The 19,050-nt window shown below is 55.1% G+C and carries 17 protein-coding genes; 14 read left to right on the forward strand and 3 right to left on the reverse strand.

All coding sequences use genetic code 11. The annotated features are described in order from the left end of the window. Positions 1–338 precede the first annotated feature (338 nt). The 10 genes from copC (at position 339) to AB4P92_RS15600 (ending at position 13,074) form a co-directional block, all read left to right on the forward strand. Complete coding sequence (copC, locus tag AB4P92_RS15555) at positions 339–722, forward strand: copper homeostasis periplasmic binding protein CopC (RefSeq protein WP_074759363.1); 384 nt, start codon at positions 339–341, stop codon at positions 720–722. Between the two features lie 3 nt (positions 723–725). Further along, positions 726–1,664, forward strand: a complete 939-nt coding sequence (gene copD / locus AB4P92_RS15560) for a copper homeostasis membrane protein CopD (protein WP_158830534.1) — start codon at positions 726–728, stop codon at positions 1,662–1,664. A gap of 73 nt (positions 1,665–1,737) precedes the next feature. Beyond that, positions 1,738–2,079, forward strand: coding sequence for a hypothetical protein (locus tag AB4P92_RS15565; RefSeq protein WP_074759366.1), 342 nt, complete (start codon positions 1,738–1,740; stop codon positions 2,077–2,079). Positions 2,080–2,179: 100 nt separating this feature from the next. Next, positions 2,180–3,436 carry a TolC family protein gene (locus AB4P92_RS15570; protein WP_034115515.1) on the forward strand — a complete coding sequence of 419 codons (1,257 nt, stop codon included), beginning with the start codon at positions 2,180–2,182 and terminating at the stop codon, positions 3,434–3,436. Continuing rightward, a complete protein-coding gene (locus AB4P92_RS15575; protein ID WP_034115514.1) occupies positions 3,433–4,917 on the forward strand; it encodes an efflux RND transporter periplasmic adaptor subunit in 1,485 nt (494 codons plus the stop codon). The genes AB4P92_RS15570 and AB4P92_RS15575 overlap by 4 nt, the downstream gene beginning before the upstream one ends. After that, entirely contained in the window at positions 4,914–8,057 is a 3,144-nt protein-coding gene (locus AB4P92_RS15580; RefSeq protein WP_034115513.1) for an efflux RND transporter permease subunit, read from the forward strand. Before AB4P92_RS15575 ends, AB4P92_RS15580 begins: the two co-directional genes overlap by 4 nt. Before the next feature lie 352 nt (positions 8,058–8,409). Continuing rightward, the gene (locus AB4P92_RS15585) at positions 8,410–9,576 is read left to right on the forward strand and encodes an SAVED domain-containing protein (RefSeq protein ID WP_060480363.1); all 1,167 of its coding nucleotides are present in this window, start codon (positions 8,410–8,412) and stop codon (positions 9,574–9,576) included. Beyond that, positions 9,577–10,827 (forward strand): nucleotidyltransferase, encoded by a 1,251-nt coding sequence (locus tag AB4P92_RS15590; protein WP_158830535.1) that lies wholly within the window; start codon positions 9,577–9,579, stop codon positions 10,825–10,827. Then, positions 10,811–12,595, forward strand: a complete 1,785-nt coding sequence (locus tag AB4P92_RS15595) for a ThiF family adenylyltransferase (RefSeq protein ID WP_086794037.1) — start codon at positions 10,811–10,813, stop codon at positions 12,593–12,595. Before AB4P92_RS15590 ends, AB4P92_RS15595 begins: the two co-directional genes overlap by 17 nt. Further along, a complete protein-coding gene (locus AB4P92_RS15600; protein WP_034115605.1) occupies positions 12,592–13,074 on the forward strand; it encodes a Mov34/MPN/PAD-1 family protein in 483 nt (160 codons plus the stop codon). Before AB4P92_RS15595 ends, AB4P92_RS15600 begins: the two co-directional genes overlap by 4 nt. A gap of 28 nt (positions 13,075–13,102) precedes the next feature. On the opposite strand, the gene AB4P92_RS15605 is transcribed toward AB4P92_RS15600, so the two are convergent. Continuing rightward, positions 13,103–13,651: a 3'-5' exonuclease gene (locus AB4P92_RS15605; RefSeq protein WP_158830536.1), complete on the reverse strand. Its 549-nt coding sequence runs from the start codon at positions 13,649–13,651 to the stop codon at positions 13,103–13,105. A 227-nt stretch (positions 13,652–13,878) separates the two neighbouring features. On the opposite strand from AB4P92_RS15605, the gene AB4P92_RS15610 reads away from it, so the two are divergent. Further along, a complete protein-coding gene (locus tag AB4P92_RS15610) occupies positions 13,879–14,511 on the forward strand; it encodes an antitoxin Xre/MbcA/ParS toxin-binding domain-containing protein (RefSeq protein ID WP_080963325.1) in 633 nt (210 codons plus the stop codon). A gap of 288 nt (positions 14,512–14,799) precedes the next feature. On the opposite strand, the gene AB4P92_RS15615 is transcribed toward AB4P92_RS15610, so the two are convergent. Next, positions 14,800–15,207 carry a helix-turn-helix domain-containing protein gene (locus AB4P92_RS15615; RefSeq protein ID WP_042562261.1) on the reverse strand — a complete coding sequence of 136 codons (408 nt, stop codon included), beginning with the start codon at positions 15,205–15,207 and terminating at the stop codon, positions 14,800–14,802. Between the two features lie 95 nt (positions 15,208–15,302). On the opposite strand from AB4P92_RS15615, the gene AB4P92_RS15620 reads away from it, so the two are divergent. Beyond that, positions 15,303–15,743: a disulfide bond formation protein B gene (locus AB4P92_RS15620; protein ID WP_042561910.1), complete on the forward strand. Its 441-nt coding sequence runs from the start codon at positions 15,303–15,305 to the stop codon at positions 15,741–15,743. After that, positions 15,740–16,384: a thioredoxin domain-containing protein gene (locus AB4P92_RS15625; protein ID WP_042561909.1), complete on the forward strand. Its 645-nt coding sequence runs from the start codon at positions 15,740–15,742 to the stop codon at positions 16,382–16,384. Before AB4P92_RS15620 ends, AB4P92_RS15625 begins: the two co-directional genes overlap by 4 nt. Before the next feature lie 81 nt (positions 16,385–16,465). On the opposite strand, the gene AB4P92_RS15630 is transcribed toward AB4P92_RS15625, so the two are convergent. Next, positions 16,466–16,990: a hypothetical protein gene (locus AB4P92_RS15630; protein WP_162184570.1), complete on the reverse strand. Its 525-nt coding sequence runs from the start codon at positions 16,988–16,990 to the stop codon at positions 16,466–16,468. Between AB4P92_RS15630 and AB4P92_RS15635 the strand changes: the two genes are divergently transcribed. Further along, positions 16,932–19,025, forward strand: a complete 2,094-nt coding sequence (locus tag AB4P92_RS15635) for a heavy metal translocating P-type ATPase (RefSeq protein ID WP_158830574.1) — start codon at positions 16,932–16,934, stop codon at positions 19,023–19,025. The genes AB4P92_RS15630 and AB4P92_RS15635 overlap by 59 nt on opposite strands. The last annotated feature ends 25 nt before the right edge of the window (positions 19,026–19,050 follow it).

Raw genomic sequence — 19,050 nt, forward strand, 5'->3', positions numbered from 1 at the left:
CGGCGTCTTGGCGTTCTGCGGTTAGCTACGCCTCTGCGAATTTGCGGAGTGATTGAACTCCCCGGTCCTGCGGTACGCCGTCTCTTCTCCAGGCCTTGCTACGCTCAACGATTAGATGCCAAACATCGTATCAAGCTGACTGAAATGTAATCGAACAGTTTGTGATCGTGTGGCATCGTGTTCTCGCACTGTGACGTTAGGGCTAGCGAGTTTCTCCTGTTCAACTTGGCGAAGAGGACGGGGGCTCCGAGTTAATCAACAGTGGTTTTTAACGAAATTAAAAACTAGTTCCTCCCAAAAAACCTCGAATCAACAGCGCTTGCTGTGAGGAGTCTTGCATGTCATTCCTTAAAACTACGTCCGTGGCGGTTGCAATCACTGCTGGTTTGCTTCTGAGTGCAGTGGCCCAGGCACATCCAAAACTTCTTGCTTCCACTCCGGCAGAAGGCTCGGATGCGGCGGCTCCGTCGAAAATCGAACTGCATTTTTCTGAGAATCTCACCACTCAGTTCTCCGGTGCAAAGCTGATCATGACCGACATGCCTGGCATGCCTAACTCACCAATGGGTGTAAAGGCCGCCGTCGCTGCTGGTGGTGATCCGAAAACTATGGTGATTACGCCGGCTGCACCGCTGACCACCGGCACCTACAAAGTTGAATGGCGTGCAGTGTCCTCGGATACTCACCCGATCACCGGCAACTTTTCATTCAAAGTGAAATGATCCATGAGCGACTCATTAAATATCGTGGTTCGCTTTACTCTCTATTTTGACCTGATGTTGTTATTTGGACTGGCCATATTTGGCTTGTACAGCCTCAAGGGAAAGGAAAGGGTATCGGGCACGGTCTTGAACTTTGAGTCGCTTCTTTACGGTACCTCTGTTGCAGGTGTAGCTCTGTCCCTTGCTGCGATGTTGTTGCTTGCAAAAGCAATGAGCGGTGTATCGGAGCTTATGGAGCTACATCATCACATTTTTGAAATGGTCATCATGGGCACCGATGTTGGGTTGACCTGGATGGTTCGGATAGCCGCCTTGGTGGGGGCAATTCTGGGCGTCGCGTTGAATAAACGATTTCCGACACCCAGCCTCTGGATCGTCACCGTCTGTGGAGCAATCGCGTTGGCCACGCTAGCCTGGACAGGGCATGGTGCCATGGACGAAGGCAGCCGCCGCTACTGGCATTTTCTCAGCGATATTTTCCATTTATTAGCGGCGGGTGGCTGGTTGGGTGCTCTAGCGGCCTTCGCCCTACTGCTGCGGTTGAAATCACTGAAGGGTGAAGAGGAAGCACGAATTCTTGCCCGCGTGCTGACTGGCTTTGAGTCGGCCGGCGGTGTGGTCGTTGCGATCATAAGCGTAACGGGAGTAGTAAATTACCTTTTCATCGTCGGTCCCAACCTTGATGAGGTCATGCTGAGTACCTATGGTCAGTTGCTGTTTTTGAAGATCCTGCTCTTTGCTGGAATGATCGTTTTAGCCACGCTGAACCGCTTTCACTTAAGCCCGCTATTGGAGCGCTCAGTTCGCAATGGTCAATACTCTGTAGCGGTCAATGCCTTGCGCCGCAGCATGAAATTCGAATTCCTGATGGCAATCCTCATCATCTGTCTTGTCGCATGGTTAGGCACGCTAAGTCCTGAAATGGAAATGAGCGCGGAATAGAGGTGTCTGGCACCTAACCAAGAAGCCTGGAACGTGATTGTTAGCACCATTTCTACTGGCTACACTTCAGCACATGACACGCTATCTACGGCTTTGCCTGATTTTACTGATTAGCCTTGCGCTTCCCCTCAGCGGGATGGCGGGTGTTCAGGCGCCGACAGAGCCGTGCCCCATGCAAACCATGGGCATGGCAATGATGGACGGCATGGGCCAAGACTGCTGCCATGACATGAAAAGTCCCACCGAGCACGGAAAACCCTGTAAGCCGGGCCAGGAGTGCAAGACCGGCGGCATGCTGCAAGTCTCCATCGTCAAGCCTCCGGTGACCCTATCTAGCCCCCTCGAAGCGTCCATCTCCATAGATTCCCATCCTGTGCAAACCCCATCAGGGGTATGGCGACCTCCCCGCATTTGATTCCTGTACCACACTGAGCCTCATTCCGCGTCATGCGGGATGGCATATCTGCGCGCATGTCTCATGAGGCGCGCGGTGGATCATCACAGGAATCGTGACCATGAAATCCAAGTGCTATTGCACAGGGTGGCCCCTCGTGACCATCTTGGCGGCAAGCGTACTGGCCTTGCCGAGTCTCGCTGCTGCATTGACACTCGATGAAGCTTTGCAGCTGGCTGAAAACAATGCGCCGTCGCTGACTGCACAAGACGCGAAAATTCAGGCTGCCAGTAGTGCGGCCATCCCCGCTGGTGAACTACCCGATCCCAAGTTGCTGCTAGGCGTACAGAACTACCCCATTGGGGGCCCGGATCGTTGGAGCATCGACCAGGACTTCATGACTATGCGAATGGTCGGAGTCAGTCAGGAGATGCCCAACAGCGCCAAGCGCAAAGCCCGAGTCGAGGTCGCTGATGCGGCCATTGACCGCGCAGCCGCTGAGCGCCGGGTCGAACGTCTAAAGGTTCGTCAGGCCACGGCGTTGGCCTGGATCAACAGCTACTCGGTTGAGCGCAAAGACACGCTGTTTCAGGACTTCTACAAAGAAAACCGTCTGCTGGCCGATACCGTCCGGGCACAAATTGCCGGCGGCGGCGCTCAACCTGCTGATGCAGTAACGCCCAAACAGGAAGCGGCACAACTGGAAGAGCAGCAGGACGATCTGATTCGCCAGAGAGCGCAGGCCCGAGCGGCCCTGAAGCGCTGGATTGGACCGGCCGCCAACGACAAACCTGTGGGTAGCTTGCCTGAATGGCCTGTCGACGCATCTGGTTACTCTCATAAGCTGCAACATCACCCAGAATTGGCAGCGTTTGAACCAATGACCCGCGAAGCGCAAGCCAAGGTCCGTGAAGCCGAAGCGGAAAAACAGTCGGATTGGAGCTGGGAAGTCGACTATCAGAATCGCGGCCGAGAGTTCGGCGACATGGTCAGCGTGCAATTTTCATGGGATCTACCGCTGTTTCCTGACTCACGACAAAACCCCAAAATTGCAGCCAAGCACGCGGAACTCAACCAGCTTGAGGCTGAGCGTGAAGTCCTTTCACGCGAGCACACCCAGCAACTAGAAGATCAGGTGGCCGACTATGAGCGCCTGAATCGCGCCGTCCATCGATCCCAGAGCAGTCTGCTCCCTTTGGCTAAAGAAAAGGTCGAGCTCACTATGGCTAGCTATCGCGCCGGCAAGGGCGATTTGAACTCCGTCGTGGCCGCTCGGCGCGAGCTTATCGAAGCCCGACTCAAGCAGATTGATGTTGAAGAGCAGCGTGCTCTCACCAGCGCTCGCCTGTATTTCGCCTATGGGGAGTCCGCTCAATGATCTCTCGAACATGGAAAGGGGTTTTTGTTGTCAGCATCTCAATTGCTTTGGGAGTCGCCGGTGGTTACTGGTTGGCCCAACCGAGGGTGAGCGCAGTACCGGATGCAGCATCGGAGCAGAAGCCGAAGCCATCAGTCGATCGCAAGGTTCTGTATTGGTACGACCCCATGTACCCACAACAGAAATTCGATAAGCCGGGTAAGTCGCCCTTCATGGACATGGAGATGGTCCCTCAGTACGCGGATAGCAAGGGGGACAGCGCCACTGTTCGCATTGATCCAAGCCTGACCCAGAATCTTGGCGTGCGACTGGCTACTGTCAGTCGAGGTGTGTTTGATTCGAGTCTGGATGTTGTGGGTGTATTGACCTTCAACGAGCGCGACGTTGCCGTCATCCAGGCCCGTACGGCGGGTTTCGTCGAGCGTGTGTATGCCCGCGCTCCTGGCGATGTGATTAAAGCCAACGCCGCTTTGGCGGATATTCTTGTCCCGGAGTGGTCTGCGGCTCAGGAGGAGTTTCTCGCACTCAAGCGTAGTGGCGATGCGGGCTTGCTGGCAGCGGCTCGCCAGCGTTTGCGGCTCACCGGGATGCCGGCGGCATCGATTGCTCAAGTAGAGCGCAGTGGCAAAGTCCAACCAAACCTGACCCTCACCAGCCCCATCAGTGGGGTGTTGCAAGAACTCGATGTGCGCGAAGGTATGACAGTTGCTGCCGGCGAAACACTGGCACGCGTGAATGGTTTGAGTAACGTCTGGCTGGCTCTGGCGGTCCCGGAGACTGAATCGGGGTCGATTCAGCTGGGGCAAGTGGCTGAGGCGCGTTTGCCCGCGTTCCCAGGCGTCGTGCTCAATGGCGTGGTAAGCGCGATTCTTCCAGAAACCAATCCCGATAGTCGCACCCTTCGCGTGCGCGTCGAATTACCTAACCCAGAAGGCCGTCTAAGGCCGGGTATGACTGCACGAGTGAGCCTCAATCGCTCAACGGAGCAAAGTGTGCTGTGGGTGCCGAGCGAGGCGGTCATTCGCACCGGTCGACGTGCCCTAGTGATGCTCGCTGAAGGCGCCGGTCGCTATCGTCCCGTGGAGGTGCAACTTGGGCAGGAAGGCGATGGCAAGACGGCCATATTGAAAGGGTTGGAAGAGGGCCAGAAAGTGGTTAGCTCTGGCCAGTTCCTGCTCGACTCGGAGGCCAGTCTTAAGGGCATCGTGGCCAAATCAGAGGAACCTTCACCCACCAGTGCAGCTGCCGCGGGTTTGCATGAAGCGGATGGGCAAATCGTTGAGATCAACGATAAGGAAGTCACTCTCGCTCACGGCCCTTTCAAGACGCTGGGCATGCCTGGCATGACGATGACGTTCCCGCTCGCCAATCCCGCTCTGATGCAGGGCCTTAAAACGGGCGACAAGGTCCGGATAGGCGTGAATCAGACCGACGACGGATTGCGTGTTGAGCGTCTGGACAAATCAGGGGGCCAGCCATGATTGCTGCCCTTATTCGTTGGTCAGTAACCAACCGATTCCTGGTGCTACTGGCGACGCTGTTTATCACGGCCTGGGGCCTTTGGTCGGTGCAGAGCACGCCCATTGATGCGCTACCAGACTTGTCCGATGTGCAGGTGATCATCCGCACCCCTTATCCGGGACAAGCACCCCAGATTGTCGAGAACCAGGTCACCTATCCGTTGGCCACCACCATGCTCTCAGTACCAGGTGCCAAGACGGTGCGTGGTTATTCCTTTTTCGGTGACAGCTTTGTCTATGTGCTTTTCGAAGACGGCACTGACTTGTACTGGGCTCGCTCGCGGGTGTTGGAGTATTTGAGCCAAGTACAAAGCCGCTTGCCGGCCAGCGCCAAGCCGGCGTTGGGGCCAGATGCGACAGGCGTAGGATGGATCTTCCAGTACGCGCTGGTGGATCGCAGTGGCGGGCATGATCTGGCACAGCTACGCGCCCTTCAGGACTGGTTTCTCAAGTTTGAACTCAAGACCCTGCCCAATGTGGCGGAAGTGGCCACTGTGGGCGGCATGGTCAAGCAGTACCAGGTACAGCTAGATCCGCTCAAATTGGCCAGCCTTCGTATTACGCAGGCCGAGGTGAGCGAAGCGATCGGCAAGGCTAACCAGGAAACTGGTGGTGCAGTGCTGGAGATGGCAGAGACCGAGTTCATTGTGCGGGCTTCCGGCTACTTGAAAACGCTCAATGATTTTCGGGCGATCCCACTCAAGCTGGGATCGGGCGGTGTGCCGGTGAACTTGGGCGATGTCGCCACGATCCAGTTGGGGCCGGAGATGCGCCGTGGCATCACCGAACTCGACGGCGAAGGCGAGACGGTTGGCGGCGTGGTGATTTTGCGCAGCGGTAAGAATGCTCGCGAGACCATTGCGGCGGTCAAAACCAAACTCGACGAACTGAAAAGCAGCCTGCCGGCCGGGGTGGAAATCGTCACCACCTACGATCGCAGCAAGCTGATCGACCGTGCTGTGGAAAATCTCAGCCACAAGCTCATCGAAGAGTTCATCGTTGTCGCATTGGTTTGCGGGATCTTTCTTTGGCACCTGCGCTCGTCCCTGGTGGCGATCATTTCCCTGCCGGTCGGTGTGCTGATGGCCTTTATTGTCATGCGCTACCAAGGGATTAACGCGAACATCATGTCCTTGGGCGGGATAGCCATCGCCATCGGCGCCATGGTCGATGCTGCTGTGGTAATGATCGAAAACGCACACAAGAAGATTGAGGCCTGGCACGTCGCCAATCCTGGTGAGGAACTGAAGGGTGAGCGTCATTGGCATGTAATGACCGAAGCAGCGGCTGAAGTTGGACCAGCTCTATTCTTCTGTTTGTTGATCATCACCCTTTCGTTCATTCCGGTGTTCACCCTGCAAGCGCAAGAGGGGCGGTTGTTCGGCCCGCTGGCTTTCACAAAAACCTACGCCATGGCCGCCGCAGCAGGATTGTCAGTGACCTTGGTGCCGGTATTGATGGGCTATTGGATTCGAGGACGGATTCCTAGTGAAAAAAACAATCCGCTGAACCGCTGGCTCATTCGGATCTACCAGCCGGCTCTGGATGCAGTGCTGCGGCGACCGAGGATCACGCTGCTGGTGGCAGCGTTGGTGTTTTTTAGTGCGCTTTGGCCAATGTCGCGCTTAGGTGGCGAGTTTCTTCCGCCTTTGAATGAAGGCGACCTGCTCTATATGCCTTCGGCTCTGCCTGGATTGTCCGCACAGAAAGCGGCCCAACTGCTGCAACAGACCGACCGCCTCATCAAAACCGTGCCGGAGGTCGAACATGTCTTCGGTAAAGCGGGACGTGCCGAAACTGCCACCGACCCGGCGCCGCTGGAGATGTTCGAAACCACTATCCAGTTCAAGCCACAGGAGCAATGGCGCCCAGGCATGACTCAGGAAAAACTGGTGGAAGAGCTGGACCGAGTCGTGCGAGTTCCTGGGTTGACCAATATCTGGATACCACCGATTCGCAACCGAATCGATATGCTGGCTACGGGGATCAAAAGCCCCATTGGTGTAAAGATTGCCGGCACCAATCTGACGGAGATTGATTCCGCGACTCAGGCGGTCGAGCGAGTGGCCAAGAGCGTACCCGGTGTCAGTTCGGCGCTGGCCGAGCGATTGACCGGTGGACGTTACATCGACGTGGATATCGACCGAAAAGCCGCCGCCCGATATGGACTGAATATCGCCGATGTGCAGTCGATCGTGTCCGGCGCTATCGGCGGTGAAAATGTCGGCGAGACCATTGAAGGGCTTGCACGCTTCCCAATCAACGTCCGTTACCCTCGGGAATGGCGGGATTCGCTTGGCGCTTTGGAGCAGTTGCCAATCTACACCCCGCTAGGCAGCCAGATCACCCTTGGCACAGTGGCGAAGATCAAGGTCAACGACGGGCCGCCGATGCTCAAAAGTGAAAACGCACGGCCTTCAGGCTGGGTGTACATCGACGTGCGCGGCCGGGATATTGCCTCCGTAGTCGCCGATTTGCGCCGGCTCGTCAGCGAGCAGGTCAAGTTGCAGCCCGGCATGAGCCTGAGCTACTCAGGTCAGTTCGAATTTCTTGAGAGGGCCAACGCACGACTAAAACTGGTGGTCCCTGCCACGCTGCTGATCATCTTCGTCCTGCTTTACCTGACATTTGCCCGCTTCGACGAGGCCCTGCTGATTATGGCCACGCTGCCATTTGCCCTCACGGGCGGTGCATGGTTTCTTTATCTGTTGGGATTCAACCTGTCGGTTGCCACCGGGGTTGGCTTTATCGCCTTGGCCGGCGTTTCTGCCGAATTTGGCGTGATCATGCTGCTCTACCTGAAAAATGCCTGGGCCGAGCGTCAAGACCTCGGTGACAACACAGAACGCGGGTTAATGGCCGCGATTCGTGAAGGCGCTGTGCAGCGCGTTCGCCCCAAGGCCATGACCGTGGCGGTGATTATCGCTGGTTTGTTACCTATACTTTTGGGAAGCGGTACCGGCAGCGAGGTAATGAGCCGCATTGCCGCCCCGATGATTGGCGGTATGGTCACGGCGCCTTTGCTGTCGCTGTTTGTGATTCCGGCTGCCTATCAGCTCATGCGCCGTCGAAACCTATCCGCTGAGCTTGGCAGGGACTGACGCGGAGAAAATGCACAAAAGGGGCTGCTCTTGCAGCCTCGTTTGAGCTGCACAGCTCGTTTTCATCAGGCCTGTGCGCGATGTGTATTGAAATTAGCGAGTTTATGTCTTTTGCATAAACTCGCTAATTTCGATACATACGCTGTGGTCAGTGCCATTAACCCACCAGCACTTGCCAGAAAACGAACGCTGCCACCACTGCGTTTCGATGGGCCAAGAGCATTCTGGCTCAAAGCCGACTCAGCATTCGTCACCCTCATATCTCTCTTGAAATTGAGGCAAATGACCTTAATATGATCTTATCTTGCCATCATCGTTTTCAATCATGGATGTTTCTCGGGGGTAGGTCGGAATGGCAGAACAAGAAGACGCTAAGCCCGCAAGCGGGCGCTTCAACACAAATGATGAGACGAAGCGGATCGTATGGACACAGACCGCTGGTCATTGTGAACTGTGCGGTACGGATCTGACGTTCGACTATCGTGCCGGCAAGCCAATGAGATGGGGCGAAGTGGCGCATATTCTGCCCGCCAGTCCCAAAGGCCCTCGGGGACGCGCGGATCATGATGCTGAGGCGCACACAAACGATACCGCTAATCTGATGCTCCTGTGCCCAGGTTGTCATGACAAAATTGATCGTGACGCAGATGGGTATCCTGAAAATGATTTGAGTGGTTTACACCAAGCGTACCTGGAACGCATCCGACTCGCCGCAACGACCCCCGATGGTGGTAGAGCCATTCCTCTCATCGTCCAAAGTCAGCATTTTCAGACAATCAACGATATTCCCGTTCGCGATCTGTTGACTGCGATGTCCGCCGAGGGATTAACCGCCTTCGATCAAGGCATCAAAATCACTTTCCCTGCGCCAGGACCACGCGGCCGCGACACTACCTATTGGCTGAACGTCAAAGACAGCATCCAGTATGAGCTGGAACAGCAACTCAAGCGTCGCGGCGGTACCTACGGCGACTCGCCCGCGCTGGCAGTAGTCGGCTTGGCCGACATCCCGGCTTTGATGATGCTGGGCCAGAGTATCGGCGACCGTTCCAAGCGCTTGATCTTCTCCTTTCACCGCGAACATCGTTTGCGCTGGCCCGATCAGTCCGCTGAGCCGCCCGTTTTTTTGTTTACACCTCCCCCCGAAGGCGACGGGCCACTGGCGCTGGTGCTCTCCATTTCTGCGCAAGTCCCAGTTCGCGACGTGACCGACGCTCTGCCGGGTGCACGTATTGCAGAGCTGTCGATCCCAGAACCAAGCTATGCGATGGTACAGAACCGTCGAGTGATTCATGCCTTTCGCGACGCACTTCAAATACGACTGAGTCAGCTTGAAGCTCTGACTCCTGACCCTATCCACGTCTTCGCCGCTATTCCTGCGGCATTGGCCATCGAGTTTGGCGCGTTGCTCACAACGCAGCATCAACATACGTACCTGATCTTCGATCGGGACAAAGAAAACCAGGATCGGTTTACGCAAACACTGCAATTGGGCTCGGTGGCCCAGGAGGCTAGGTAAATGCTATTGAGCAACGAACAGACCAAGCGCAGCAGTTGGGAATATTTTCTGCTTCGCGCCGCGCGGGAAATCTCGCTGTCGGAAGCGCAGTACGAAAAAATAAATGACCGCTACTCCCAACTGGAAAAAATCCTCTCGGCTTCCGACAACCCGCTGCTCGCTGAGGCCCATATCTTCGTTCAAGGCTCGATGCGGCTGAAAACGACCATCAAGCCAATCCCCGGCGCGCCTGCGGATCTGGACACCATTGATGCGGACGCGATTATCTGGCTCCCTCACGCTCAAGGCGCTAGTGCGAAGGAAGTTCTAGAGGCGATTGAGCAGCGTTTTAGGGAAGGCTCCCGCGTTCAGGAAGAAGTTAAACAATTACGTCGGGGCATCCGCATCGTTTATGCCGACGAAAATCCAGGCTTCCACATCGACGTCACACCTGCACGCGCGATCAACGGAAATGGCGAAGCAAACGGCGAGGGTAAGCTGGAGGTTCCGGATCGGGTCACAGGGTGGAAAGCAAGCAGCCCTATTCCTTACTCGAATTGGTTGCAGGTCGCTTCCGCCCAGGAAATCTTTCTGGAAAGCTTGGTGATTGCCAAAAGCCAGAGAATGCTTGATGCCGCGACACAAGATCCTTTGCCGCACTATCAGGATTACATCGATCAAGATCCCCTGCGCGCGACCATAAAGCTGCTGAAGCGGCATCGCGATGAATGGGCTATCAAGACAAAAAGCGCTGATACTCGCCCAATTTCTGCGGTCATTACGACCCTGGCCACTCACGCATACCTGGATGTCGTGAAAGAGTCCCAGTCAAAGCCATTGGCACCGCTCGATGCAATTTTGGAAATCGTTCGCAGAATACCGCAGCACATTGCGTATAGAGGTAGCGATTGCTTTGTCTGCAACCCTGCCGATAACGGCGAAAACTTTGCAGAGAAGTGGAATCGACCGGGTGAGGGGCAAGGCTATCGTCAAGCATTTTCCAAATGGCATGCGGACGCCAGTGCTTCTGTGTCATTAGGTTTGGAAAGTTTTGAATCCAATGATTCTTTTGCCGAGGCAGTGAAAAAGAACTTCGGTATTGCGCCGGCGTTCATCACAACAGTAAACAATGAAATCCCTGCGAATTGGACGATGCCTGGCCGACCGGATGGCACTACTCGAAACTCTGCTTCGATGGGTTCGCTCTTCGGAGGGGCCAGCGGTGGCGGAACCTCTCAGTCGAGCGTAAAGCCAGTTGGACGCCTTGGCTGATCCTCTTAAGACGCCATTGCAGCGCGGAATCGCCGCACTGCGAGATACCCTAGGTCAGGATGCAGCTGATGCATTGCTCCAGCCCGCACCCATGCGGGCTGACGAAGCGGCGTGCTTTCACTTCCCCTTGCCCATCGATTACACGGGGCAGGAGCGGCGACTGCGTATTGGTTTCCCCTCCAACTTTCCCCGTGGGCTCTTGCGGCTGAACGTCGAACCTTCTCCATGGCTGGTTTGGCCGCATGCCACTAAGTCGGGGCTTTGCCTTCATGGCTTTCAGGAACGCCCCATTATGGGCTCCCCGGAGGTCGTGGTAGAGGACAGCCTTGCTCGCTTGGCCCAGATCGTTTCGTTGTCCAAGATGGGATCAAGTCAGGCAGCGCGCGATATCGAATTTCAGAATGAGATCACTACCTACTGGTCTTTTCAGCACGGACAGTCGTACCAGAACCTTTTACTTTTGGATCGACCTCAGGCTGCCTCGCAGTTGTTTGCTCTCAGCGATCCGCGCCGGGCTGTGCCATCCGGTCAGGAAACGGTTTGGCTAGCATCGAACATAGCTGCACTCAAAGGGCATTACCGACGGGTTGTCGGGCGCTCCGCTGTCATTCGCGCGGCCGAAACTCCTGGTTTTTACGTTAAGCTTCAGACTTATCCGGATATCCGCACCCCGGATCCAGAAGATTTATTGCTGTGGCTCACGCCACACCTTCAACCAGACGATGCCGAGCAATTGCTGGCATGGTTTGAGCTGCATGGAACGTTGGCGAGTCGATGGATTGTCCTGGAGCTTCCTGGGGGGACGGATGCTCCAACTTATTGCCTCAATGTGCGCTCGCTTGGCGTACAGCAAGAGCGGGGGGCAAAGTTTGGCTTGCGCACAGCGCGCCGCCGGCCAGCCATCGCAAATGCACATCCTCCGGCACTTGTCCGCGCAACTGCCCTAGACGTGCTTGATCGTGCGTCCATTCTGTCCCGCGATATAAGCGGCACTGCAAAGCACCTTGAAAATGCTCGGGTCGTTTGTGTTGGCGTTGGCTCGTTAGGCAGTGCGGTGGCAATACAACTGGCACGCTCCGGTGTCGGCCACCTTACCCTCATCGACCCTGACACTCTGGTGTCAGCCAATCTGGGTAGGCACGTTCTGGGAGCGGATAGCCTAGGGAGGCTGAAAGCCTCAGCGTTGAGGGACAAGATTCTGTTAGATCTTCCGACTACAGAATGCACCGCTTATTCGACTTTCGCCGAAGTAGTTATGAGCAGCAAACCAGAAGTGTTCGATAACGCAGATCTTGTGGTGATTACGACAGCGGACTGGCAGTCGGAGGTCACTGTATGGCGAGCCAAATCCAGCGGCGTTTCTTGGGGACTTTTACAAGCCTGGAGCGAACCGTATACCCAGGTAGGCCACGCGCTATTCGCACCAGCCGGTACCTTTGATGGCCGTCATTTATTCACGGACATCGGCGATTTTCTTCATAAGTTTACCGAGTGGCCGGGAGGAGGTGTGGTTCCACTGCCCGCTTGTGGGGAGAGCTTTATTCCAGGCGGATCGCTGGGGATGACCAATATCGCCTCTATGGTGTCGCACACGGCTTTACGTGCATTGACCTGCAACATCACCACTGCATCTTGGGTCAGCAGTATCTACAGGCCTGAAGATGTGCCGAGCCTAGGAGGCCAATACCATGGGCCCAAACTTCCAGAGGGGGCGCAGCAACTCCTACTCGAGCGCGGATGGCCGGAACATAAGGATGAAATGGTATGACGGATATCGCATGGCGCTGGCGATGGCCGGAGGTGAATACCGAGCTATTGGTGTCCCAAGCTGTCGCGAACATCTTCGATAGTCATCGGCAGGGCCTTTTTGGCGTGGAGCGAGGGGGACAGTTATTCGTCAATCCGGTTGATCCGAAAGGTCTGCTGTTGGCCTTGGCCACGGTGCCTCATCGCGCCGATCGGTCAGGTTGGTCTTGGCTAGAGTTGGATGCGGAGCGGTGCCGTCAGGAGATCAGGGCTGCCAACGAACAAGGGTTACGTCTGGTGGGCTACTGGCATACACACCCCCAATCCGTTCCGGTGATCTCTCCGGCAGATATCGGAAGTTTCTCCAAATTTGCTGCACGTTACACGCAGGATTTGCCGCACCCGATAGCCGTTATTGTCGGCAAGTCCGAAAAACCTGAAGGTATCAAGGCGTGGTCGTTCAGGGACGGCCGATATGTTGAGGCAGCCTGGGTCAGATGAGCTTTAAGTCCGTGAGGTGGAAGGCAGGTCAGCGTTTATCTTTACCCGCTAGCATCAGGGCGAAGAGCTCTGCCTGAAAGCGGGCATCATCCAATGCGTTATGGTTCGGCTCGCTGAGTGGCTTCAGCGCAGCGGTCATCTTGGATGATTTTGTTTCCTGCCAGCTGCAACCTAAAGCGCCCATAAAGTAGGCCTTCATGTCGATGGCGGTAAAACCAAAGGGGTTGGTTTCCAGGTATTTGTGGAAGTAGTAATTGACGAATGACCAGTCAAACGGCGCATTGAGTCCTACGAAAATGACCTTTTGCCCCGTTTGGCAGGACGATTTCAGCCATTCACCAAATGTCAGCATCGCCTGTTGCGGAGTGAGTCCTTCGCGCTCCAGCTTCTCCAGACTCAGCCCCGATACTGCCAGTGCTTCTGGGTCGTGTTTTGGACTGTCAGGTCGTAGTTCAAGATAGATGGACGTGGCAGGTTGATCTACAAGGCAAGCTCCAATGGAAAGCAGGCTGTATTCGCCTGGTATAGGTCCAGAAGTCTCGACGTCGACGGAAACATAAAGCTCATCAGGGTTCATGTCATATCCTTTTCGTGTAGTTGCCAGATCACGCTCAAGCTCGTAACCATGTGACGGTGGAAAGGCGGCAAAGCCATTGCCCCATTTTTTGCTGTTGCACTCGCTATCCGGCGTTCGAGCAGCGGCAGTGCATGTCTACTGGAGGAGTGCACGTTCCTTTGGTCAGCTCTGCGCCCGAGCATAATGATGTGTGTCATTCTCTAGTCGCGGATGAGGGCCGGACAATCATGAGCGAGCATTGGATAGTCAAGTGCCAGAATACTGAGGACGGTACTGGCGACATCATCATTGACCTACCTCCAGAGTTGCTTGACCAAATGGGGTTAGGTGTTGGTGATCATTTAGAGCTAACGATAGCGAATGGCACATTAGTGCTGACGCCCATGAACAGTGCAATATCAGTACGGCCGATGTTTGCTGGAGTCCTGCGTGAGGATGCCTATCATGCTTACCGCAAGCGGTTGGCTGCGTATCTCCATATCCCTTCCAACGCTTCGGATCAAGACATTCACGACATGATAGTAGCTGGCTTTTCGGCCGGCCTGATTTCATCGCTTTGTGCTGATGGCACCGTAAATCCGCAAGAACGCGACATAATCATTCACCCCAAAACGCTCAAAACAAAATTGGCAAGCGATCAGCTTTTAACGTCGGATGAGAGCGATCGCCTGTTCCGGTTCGCACACATTACCGCCATGGCCGAGATCATGTTCGGGGACGAAGGGAAGGCCAAACAATGGCTTTCCAAACCCAAAGCCCGTTTTTTGGGAAAAAGCCCACTGGCAATGGTCACTACGTCTCACGGCACACATCTAGTTGAAGAAATGCTGATTCAGGTGTCTGAAGGCATGTCATTTTAATCCTGCCACAGTTAACAGTGTGGACGGAAATAACGGGCAGCAGCATGCCCACTTCTATGACTATCACTGAATCTGAGAGTCAATCACTATGATCAACGCAAACGCTCTAGCCGGTATAGGCATCAAAGCCCAAGCGTTGGTTCATCCCTCAACGGCGTGCGTTACGTCATTGCACCTGCGACTCTTGATACCGCCAAGACGGAGTCGAAACCACCACATAGTCGATATAAATGATCAGTTCATTCAACAGGACTCCCGCCAAAATTGTGGGGTGGCCGGTTAGCATCCTTAACGGGGATTGGACATCGACTCGATAATACGGCACTGCTCGATCACGCCGCCCTCGCAACAAGCAATCAAACGCTCCAACTCCACCTCCAAGCCTTGCAGGTCTCGGATGCGCATTCGAACCTGCTCTAACTGCCCCTCGATTTTTGCGTCCACCCTGGCGCAGGAAGCGTCGCGGTTATCCGCAAAGCCCAGCAACTCTCGAACATCGTCAAGGCTGAAGCCCAGTGTGCGGCTACGTCGGATGAACAATAGACGGTCGCGCTCCTCGTCGGTGTAGAAGCGATAGCCTGATGCTGAACGCCCTGCAGAAGGCAGGAGGCCGACCTGCTCGTAATAGCGGATGGTCACCGCTTTGGTATCAGTCGCCTTCGCCAGATCACCGACTGTGTATTTGGTCGAACTCATTTCGCTTGACCTTATAGTTGCTAGAATCTTCATTCTACGCGCCTTAGGCGATAAGCAAATCTGCGTGCGCTCAATAGAAAAGTGGACTGAATCCTATGGAAGCCCCCTTAAAACAACATCAATCCGGAGCTTGGGCGCTGTTGCTCTGTGCCTGGTTGCTTGCTCTGGTATCAACAATCGCCGTGCTATTCGTTGGTGAAGTCATGGGGCAACTGCCCTGTGTGCTCTGTTGGTTTCAACGAGCCTTCATGTTTCCACTCGTCCTGGTATTGGGCGTCGCCTGCTGTTTATCGGACACCGGTGTTTGGCGCTATGCACTGCCATTAGCAGTCATGGGTTGGCTCATCGCTCTGTATCACAACCTGCTTTATTTCGGACTGATTCCTGAAAGCATCAAACCTTGCGGGGCCGGCCCTTCCTGCTCCGGTGCCGACATGACCATCCTCAGTGGTGTTCCGCTGCCACTTTTATCGCTGGGCGTGTTCAGCCTGCTGATCATTTTTCTCGTTCTTATCCGTCGGAGATTTACCGTATGAGCAGACGCGCCGTCGTCCTCTCCATCAGCGTGCTAGCCATCGTAGGCTTTGCCGTCGCAGCATTTTTCTACAATCGTGCTGCCACTGTGCCCCAGGCTACAGCACCTGTACCGCAAACCAGCGCGCTAGTGCGGTTTAACTCACCAAGCTTCGGCCCTGCCGACGCCCCGGTGACAATCGTAGAATTCTTCGATCCATCTTGTGAAAGCTGCCGTGCCTTCTACCCTATCGTCAAAAAGATGATGTCACAACACCCAGGCGATGTTCGCTTAGTGCTGCGCTATGTGAAGCTTCACGTAGGGTCTGAAGAAGCCATACGTCTGCTCGAGGCTTCACGTAAGCAGGGTGTTTTTGTGCCGGTACTTGAAGCTGTCCTCGCTGCTCAACCGCAGTGGCATGACGATGCGAAAGCATCAGCAGCTTGGGACGTAGCGGCCCAAGCGGGCTTGGACGTGGCTAAGGCTCGTGAGGACATGATGTCGCCGGAGATCACCGCCACGATAGAAAGAGATGCCGCTGATGCCAAAACTGTAGGTGTGAAGGGAACACCGACATTTTTCGTTAACGGTAAACCCCTGACTAACTTCGGCGCTCAACAGCTCTACGATCTGATTTGGAGCGAAATCAACCAAGCTCGTTAATAAGGGCGCGTGCGGAATGCGGAATGAAAAAAGCTCACCGGGCTCGACAATCCGCTTGACCTTATAGTGGCTATAGGGTGTTCACTCTTCACAATAAATTGTGGAGAGTGCCTTTATGAAAAGCTGTTGCGGTGATGAACAAACACCGAAAAGTGACGCCGCCGTTGAGGTATTTGACCCGGCAGCACCGACCGGCTGCTGTGCACCTGCCGCGACTATGTGTAATACAACTACAGCACAGTCCAACAGTAGTTGCTGCTCCGCGAAAACTTTGGACGTCAGCTCAGCGCCTTCTTCAGTAAAGGGCGCGGGTTGCTGCTCCCCCGGCTCCGATATCAGTAAATCGAACTGCGCTGTCGTAGCACCGCCATCTGCCCTGTACAGCCTTGCCGAGCCGAGCCAGCCTGCTGCTACGGTTGATAATGACCTTTTTATCGATGCTTGCTGCCCACCATCTGCTGCGGGTAGTCCCAAAGTCGGCATCGAAAACGTGTCTCCCACCAATACCGACGAAGCGACTCGTTTCAGCAGTTTCAGGATTGGGCAGATGTGCTGTCCTTCCGAGCAGACCATGATCGAGGACAAGCTCGCGAAGATGAGCGGCATTCAAAAGCTCGAGTTCAACATGATGAACCGCACGATGGCTGTCTGGCACGAGCTACCCGACACCTTGGGTATCGAGGCAGCAGTGCTATCGCTGGGCATGCACGCCGAACCTTTGACGGCTAATGGCAATGCAACCAGCGCAGATACGCCAGAAGTCCTTCCCCAGGCGGAATCACCTAAGAGCACATGGTGGCCATTAGCGCTTTCCGGTGTCGCTGCCGTGGGTGCTGAAGTCCTGCACTTCACTAACTCCGCGCCTGAATGGGTGATAGCGGTCATAGCCTTGTTCGCCATCGTGCTCTGCGGGCCTACGACCTACAAGAAGGGTTTGATCTCGATCAAACACCTCAACCTGAACATCAACGCGCTGATGAGCATCGCGGTTACCGGAGCGGTGTTGATCGGACAGTGGCCAGAAGCCGCGATGGTCATGTTTCTCTTCACCGTTGCGGAAATGGTCGAAGCGAAATCGCTGGATCGTGCGCGCAATGCGATCAAGGGGCTGATGGACTTGACCCCTGAACGAGCTACCGTGCGCCAACCCAACGGTAGTTGGCTGGAAGTCGATGTAAAAACGGTCGAGATTGGGGCCTTGGTTCGTGTCCGCCCCGGCGAACGAATTGGCCTGGATGGTAAAGTCTCTTCTGGTAACTCTACTGTTAACCAAGCGCCCATCACGGGCGAGAGCTTGCCCATCGAAAAAGATGTCGATGATCCTGTCTATGCCGGCTCCATTAACGAATCCGGCTCCTTCGAGTATCGAGTGACAGCTGAGGCCAACAATACGACCCTTGCTCGAATCATTCACGCGGTTGAAGAAGCCCAAAGTTCGCGAGCTCCAACCCAGCGGTTCGTTGATAAGTTTGCCAAAATTTATACGCCAGGGGTGTTCTTTTTCGCCGTCGCGATTGCGGTATTCCCACCACTGTTTATGGGCGGATTGTGGACTGACTGGATCTATCGTGCACTGGTGCTTCTGGTGGTTGCTTGCCCTTGTGCGCTGGTCATTTCCACTCCGGTGTCCATCGTCAGTGGTCTGGCGGCAGCGGCTCGCAAAGGCATTTTGGTTAAAGGCGGCATCTACCTGGAAATAGGCGCCAAGCTGAGTTTCGTCGCGCTCGATAAAACCGGCACCATTACCCATGGGAAACCGGTTCAGACAGACTACATTCCGGTAGCCGAAGACTCAGAGGTACATCCTCAGATTGTTGCCGCCAGCCTCAGTGCACGCTCGGATCACCCCGTATCACAGGCAATTGCCAAGTACGAAGGCTCGGACGCATCAACGTTCCTGCAAGTGGAGAGTTTTGAGGCCCTTCCCGGTCGCGGGGTAAAGGGGATGATTGAAGGCCAGCTCTTCTACCTGGGCAATCACCGACTGATCCAGGAGTTGGGGCTCGGTACTTCGCAGTTGGACGAATCTCTGACTAGCCTGGAGCGCCAAGGCAAAACAGTCGTAGCCTTGACCAGCGCCAGTCAGGTTTTTGCGTTGTTTGCTGTAGCCGATACCGTAAAGGACTCAAGCCAGACAGCGATCAAGGAGCTGCATGCATTGGGTATCAAGACCATGATGCTTACAGGCGACAATTCGTACACGGCTGATGCGATTGCCAAACGAGTTGGGATAGATGAGGCGCGGGGAAACTTGTTGCCCAGCGACAAGCTTTCAGTAATTGATCAATTGAAGGGCCGTAAGCACGTGGTGGGGATGGTCGGTGATGGGATAAACGATGCACCTGCATTGGCCAAGTCTCAGATCGGATTCGCCATGGCCGCGGCTGGCACGGGAACCGCTATTGAAACGGCTGACGTTGCTTTAATGGATGATGATCTGCGCAAGATTCCGGCCTTCGTCCGCCTGTCACGCGAGACAGCTGTGATTCTTAAGCAAAACATTTTGTTCGCCTTAGGTATTAAGGCCATTTTCCTTGTGTTCATCCTCATGGGTTTGGCCACCATGTGGATGGCTGTTTTTGCAGACGTTGGAGTGAGCATACTTGTCGTGCTCAATGGACTTCGATTGCTAAAGAAGTAGATCGCGAGGTGAGGATGAAAGATAA

It is taken from the genome of Pseudomonas sp. A0308, from assembly GCF_044218815.1.
Classification (GTDB): Bacteria; Pseudomonadota; Gammaproteobacteria; order Pseudomonadales; family Pseudomonadaceae; genus Aquipseudomonas; species Aquipseudomonas iridis.

Bases quoted from the DNA above. Each gene is read 5' to 3' on its own strand.
- copC (WP_074759363.1), top strand. From the start codon at position 339: ATGTCATTCCTTAAAACTACGTCCGTGGCGGTTGCAATCACTGCTGGT.
- copD (WP_158830534.1), top strand. From the start codon at position 726: ATGAGCGACTCATTAAATATCGTGGTTCGCTTTACTCTCTATTTTGAC.
- AB4P92_RS15565 (WP_074759366.1), top strand. From the start codon at position 1,738: ATGACACGCTATCTACGGCTTTGCCTGATTTTACTGATTAGCCTTGCG.
- AB4P92_RS15570 (WP_034115515.1), top strand. From the start codon at position 2,180: ATGAAATCCAAGTGCTATTGCACAGGGTGGCCCCTCGTGACCATCTTG.
- AB4P92_RS15575 (WP_034115514.1), top strand. From the start codon at position 3,433: ATGATCTCTCGAACATGGAAAGGGGTTTTTGTTGTCAGCATCTCAATT.
- AB4P92_RS15580 (WP_034115513.1), top strand. From the start codon at position 4,914: ATGATTGCTGCCCTTATTCGTTGGTCAGTAACCAACCGATTCCTGGTG.
- AB4P92_RS15585 (WP_060480363.1), top strand. From the start codon at position 8,410: ATGGCAGAACAAGAAGACGCTAAGCCCGCAAGCGGGCGCTTCAACACA.
- AB4P92_RS15590 (WP_158830535.1), top strand. From the start codon at position 9,577: ATGCTATTGAGCAACGAACAGACCAAGCGCAGCAGTTGGGAATATTTT.
- AB4P92_RS15600 (WP_034115605.1), top strand. From the start codon at position 12,592: ATGACGGATATCGCATGGCGCTGGCGATGGCCGGAGGTGAATACCGAG.
- AB4P92_RS15605 (WP_158830536.1), bottom strand. From the start codon at position 13,651: ATGAACCCTGATGAGCTTTATGTTTCCGTCGACGTCGAGACTTCTGGA.
- AB4P92_RS15610 (WP_080963325.1), top strand. From the start codon at position 13,879: ATGAGCGAGCATTGGATAGTCAAGTGCCAGAATACTGAGGACGGTACT.
- AB4P92_RS15615 (WP_042562261.1), bottom strand. From the start codon at position 15,207: ATGAGTTCGACCAAATACACAGTCGGTGATCTGGCGAAGGCGACTGAT.
- AB4P92_RS15620 (WP_042561910.1), top strand. From the start codon at position 15,303: ATGGAAGCCCCCTTAAAACAACATCAATCCGGAGCTTGGGCGCTGTTG.
- AB4P92_RS15625 (WP_042561909.1), top strand. From the start codon at position 15,740: ATGAGCAGACGCGCCGTCGTCCTCTCCATCAGCGTGCTAGCCATCGTA.
- AB4P92_RS15635 (WP_158830574.1), top strand. From the start codon at position 16,932: ATGTGCTGTCCTTCCGAGCAGACCATGATCGAGGACAAGCTCGCGAAG.
- AB4P92_RS15630 (WP_162184570.1), bottom strand. From the start codon at position 16,990: ATGCCGCTCATCTTCGCGAGCTTGTCCTCGATCATGGTCTGCTCGGAA.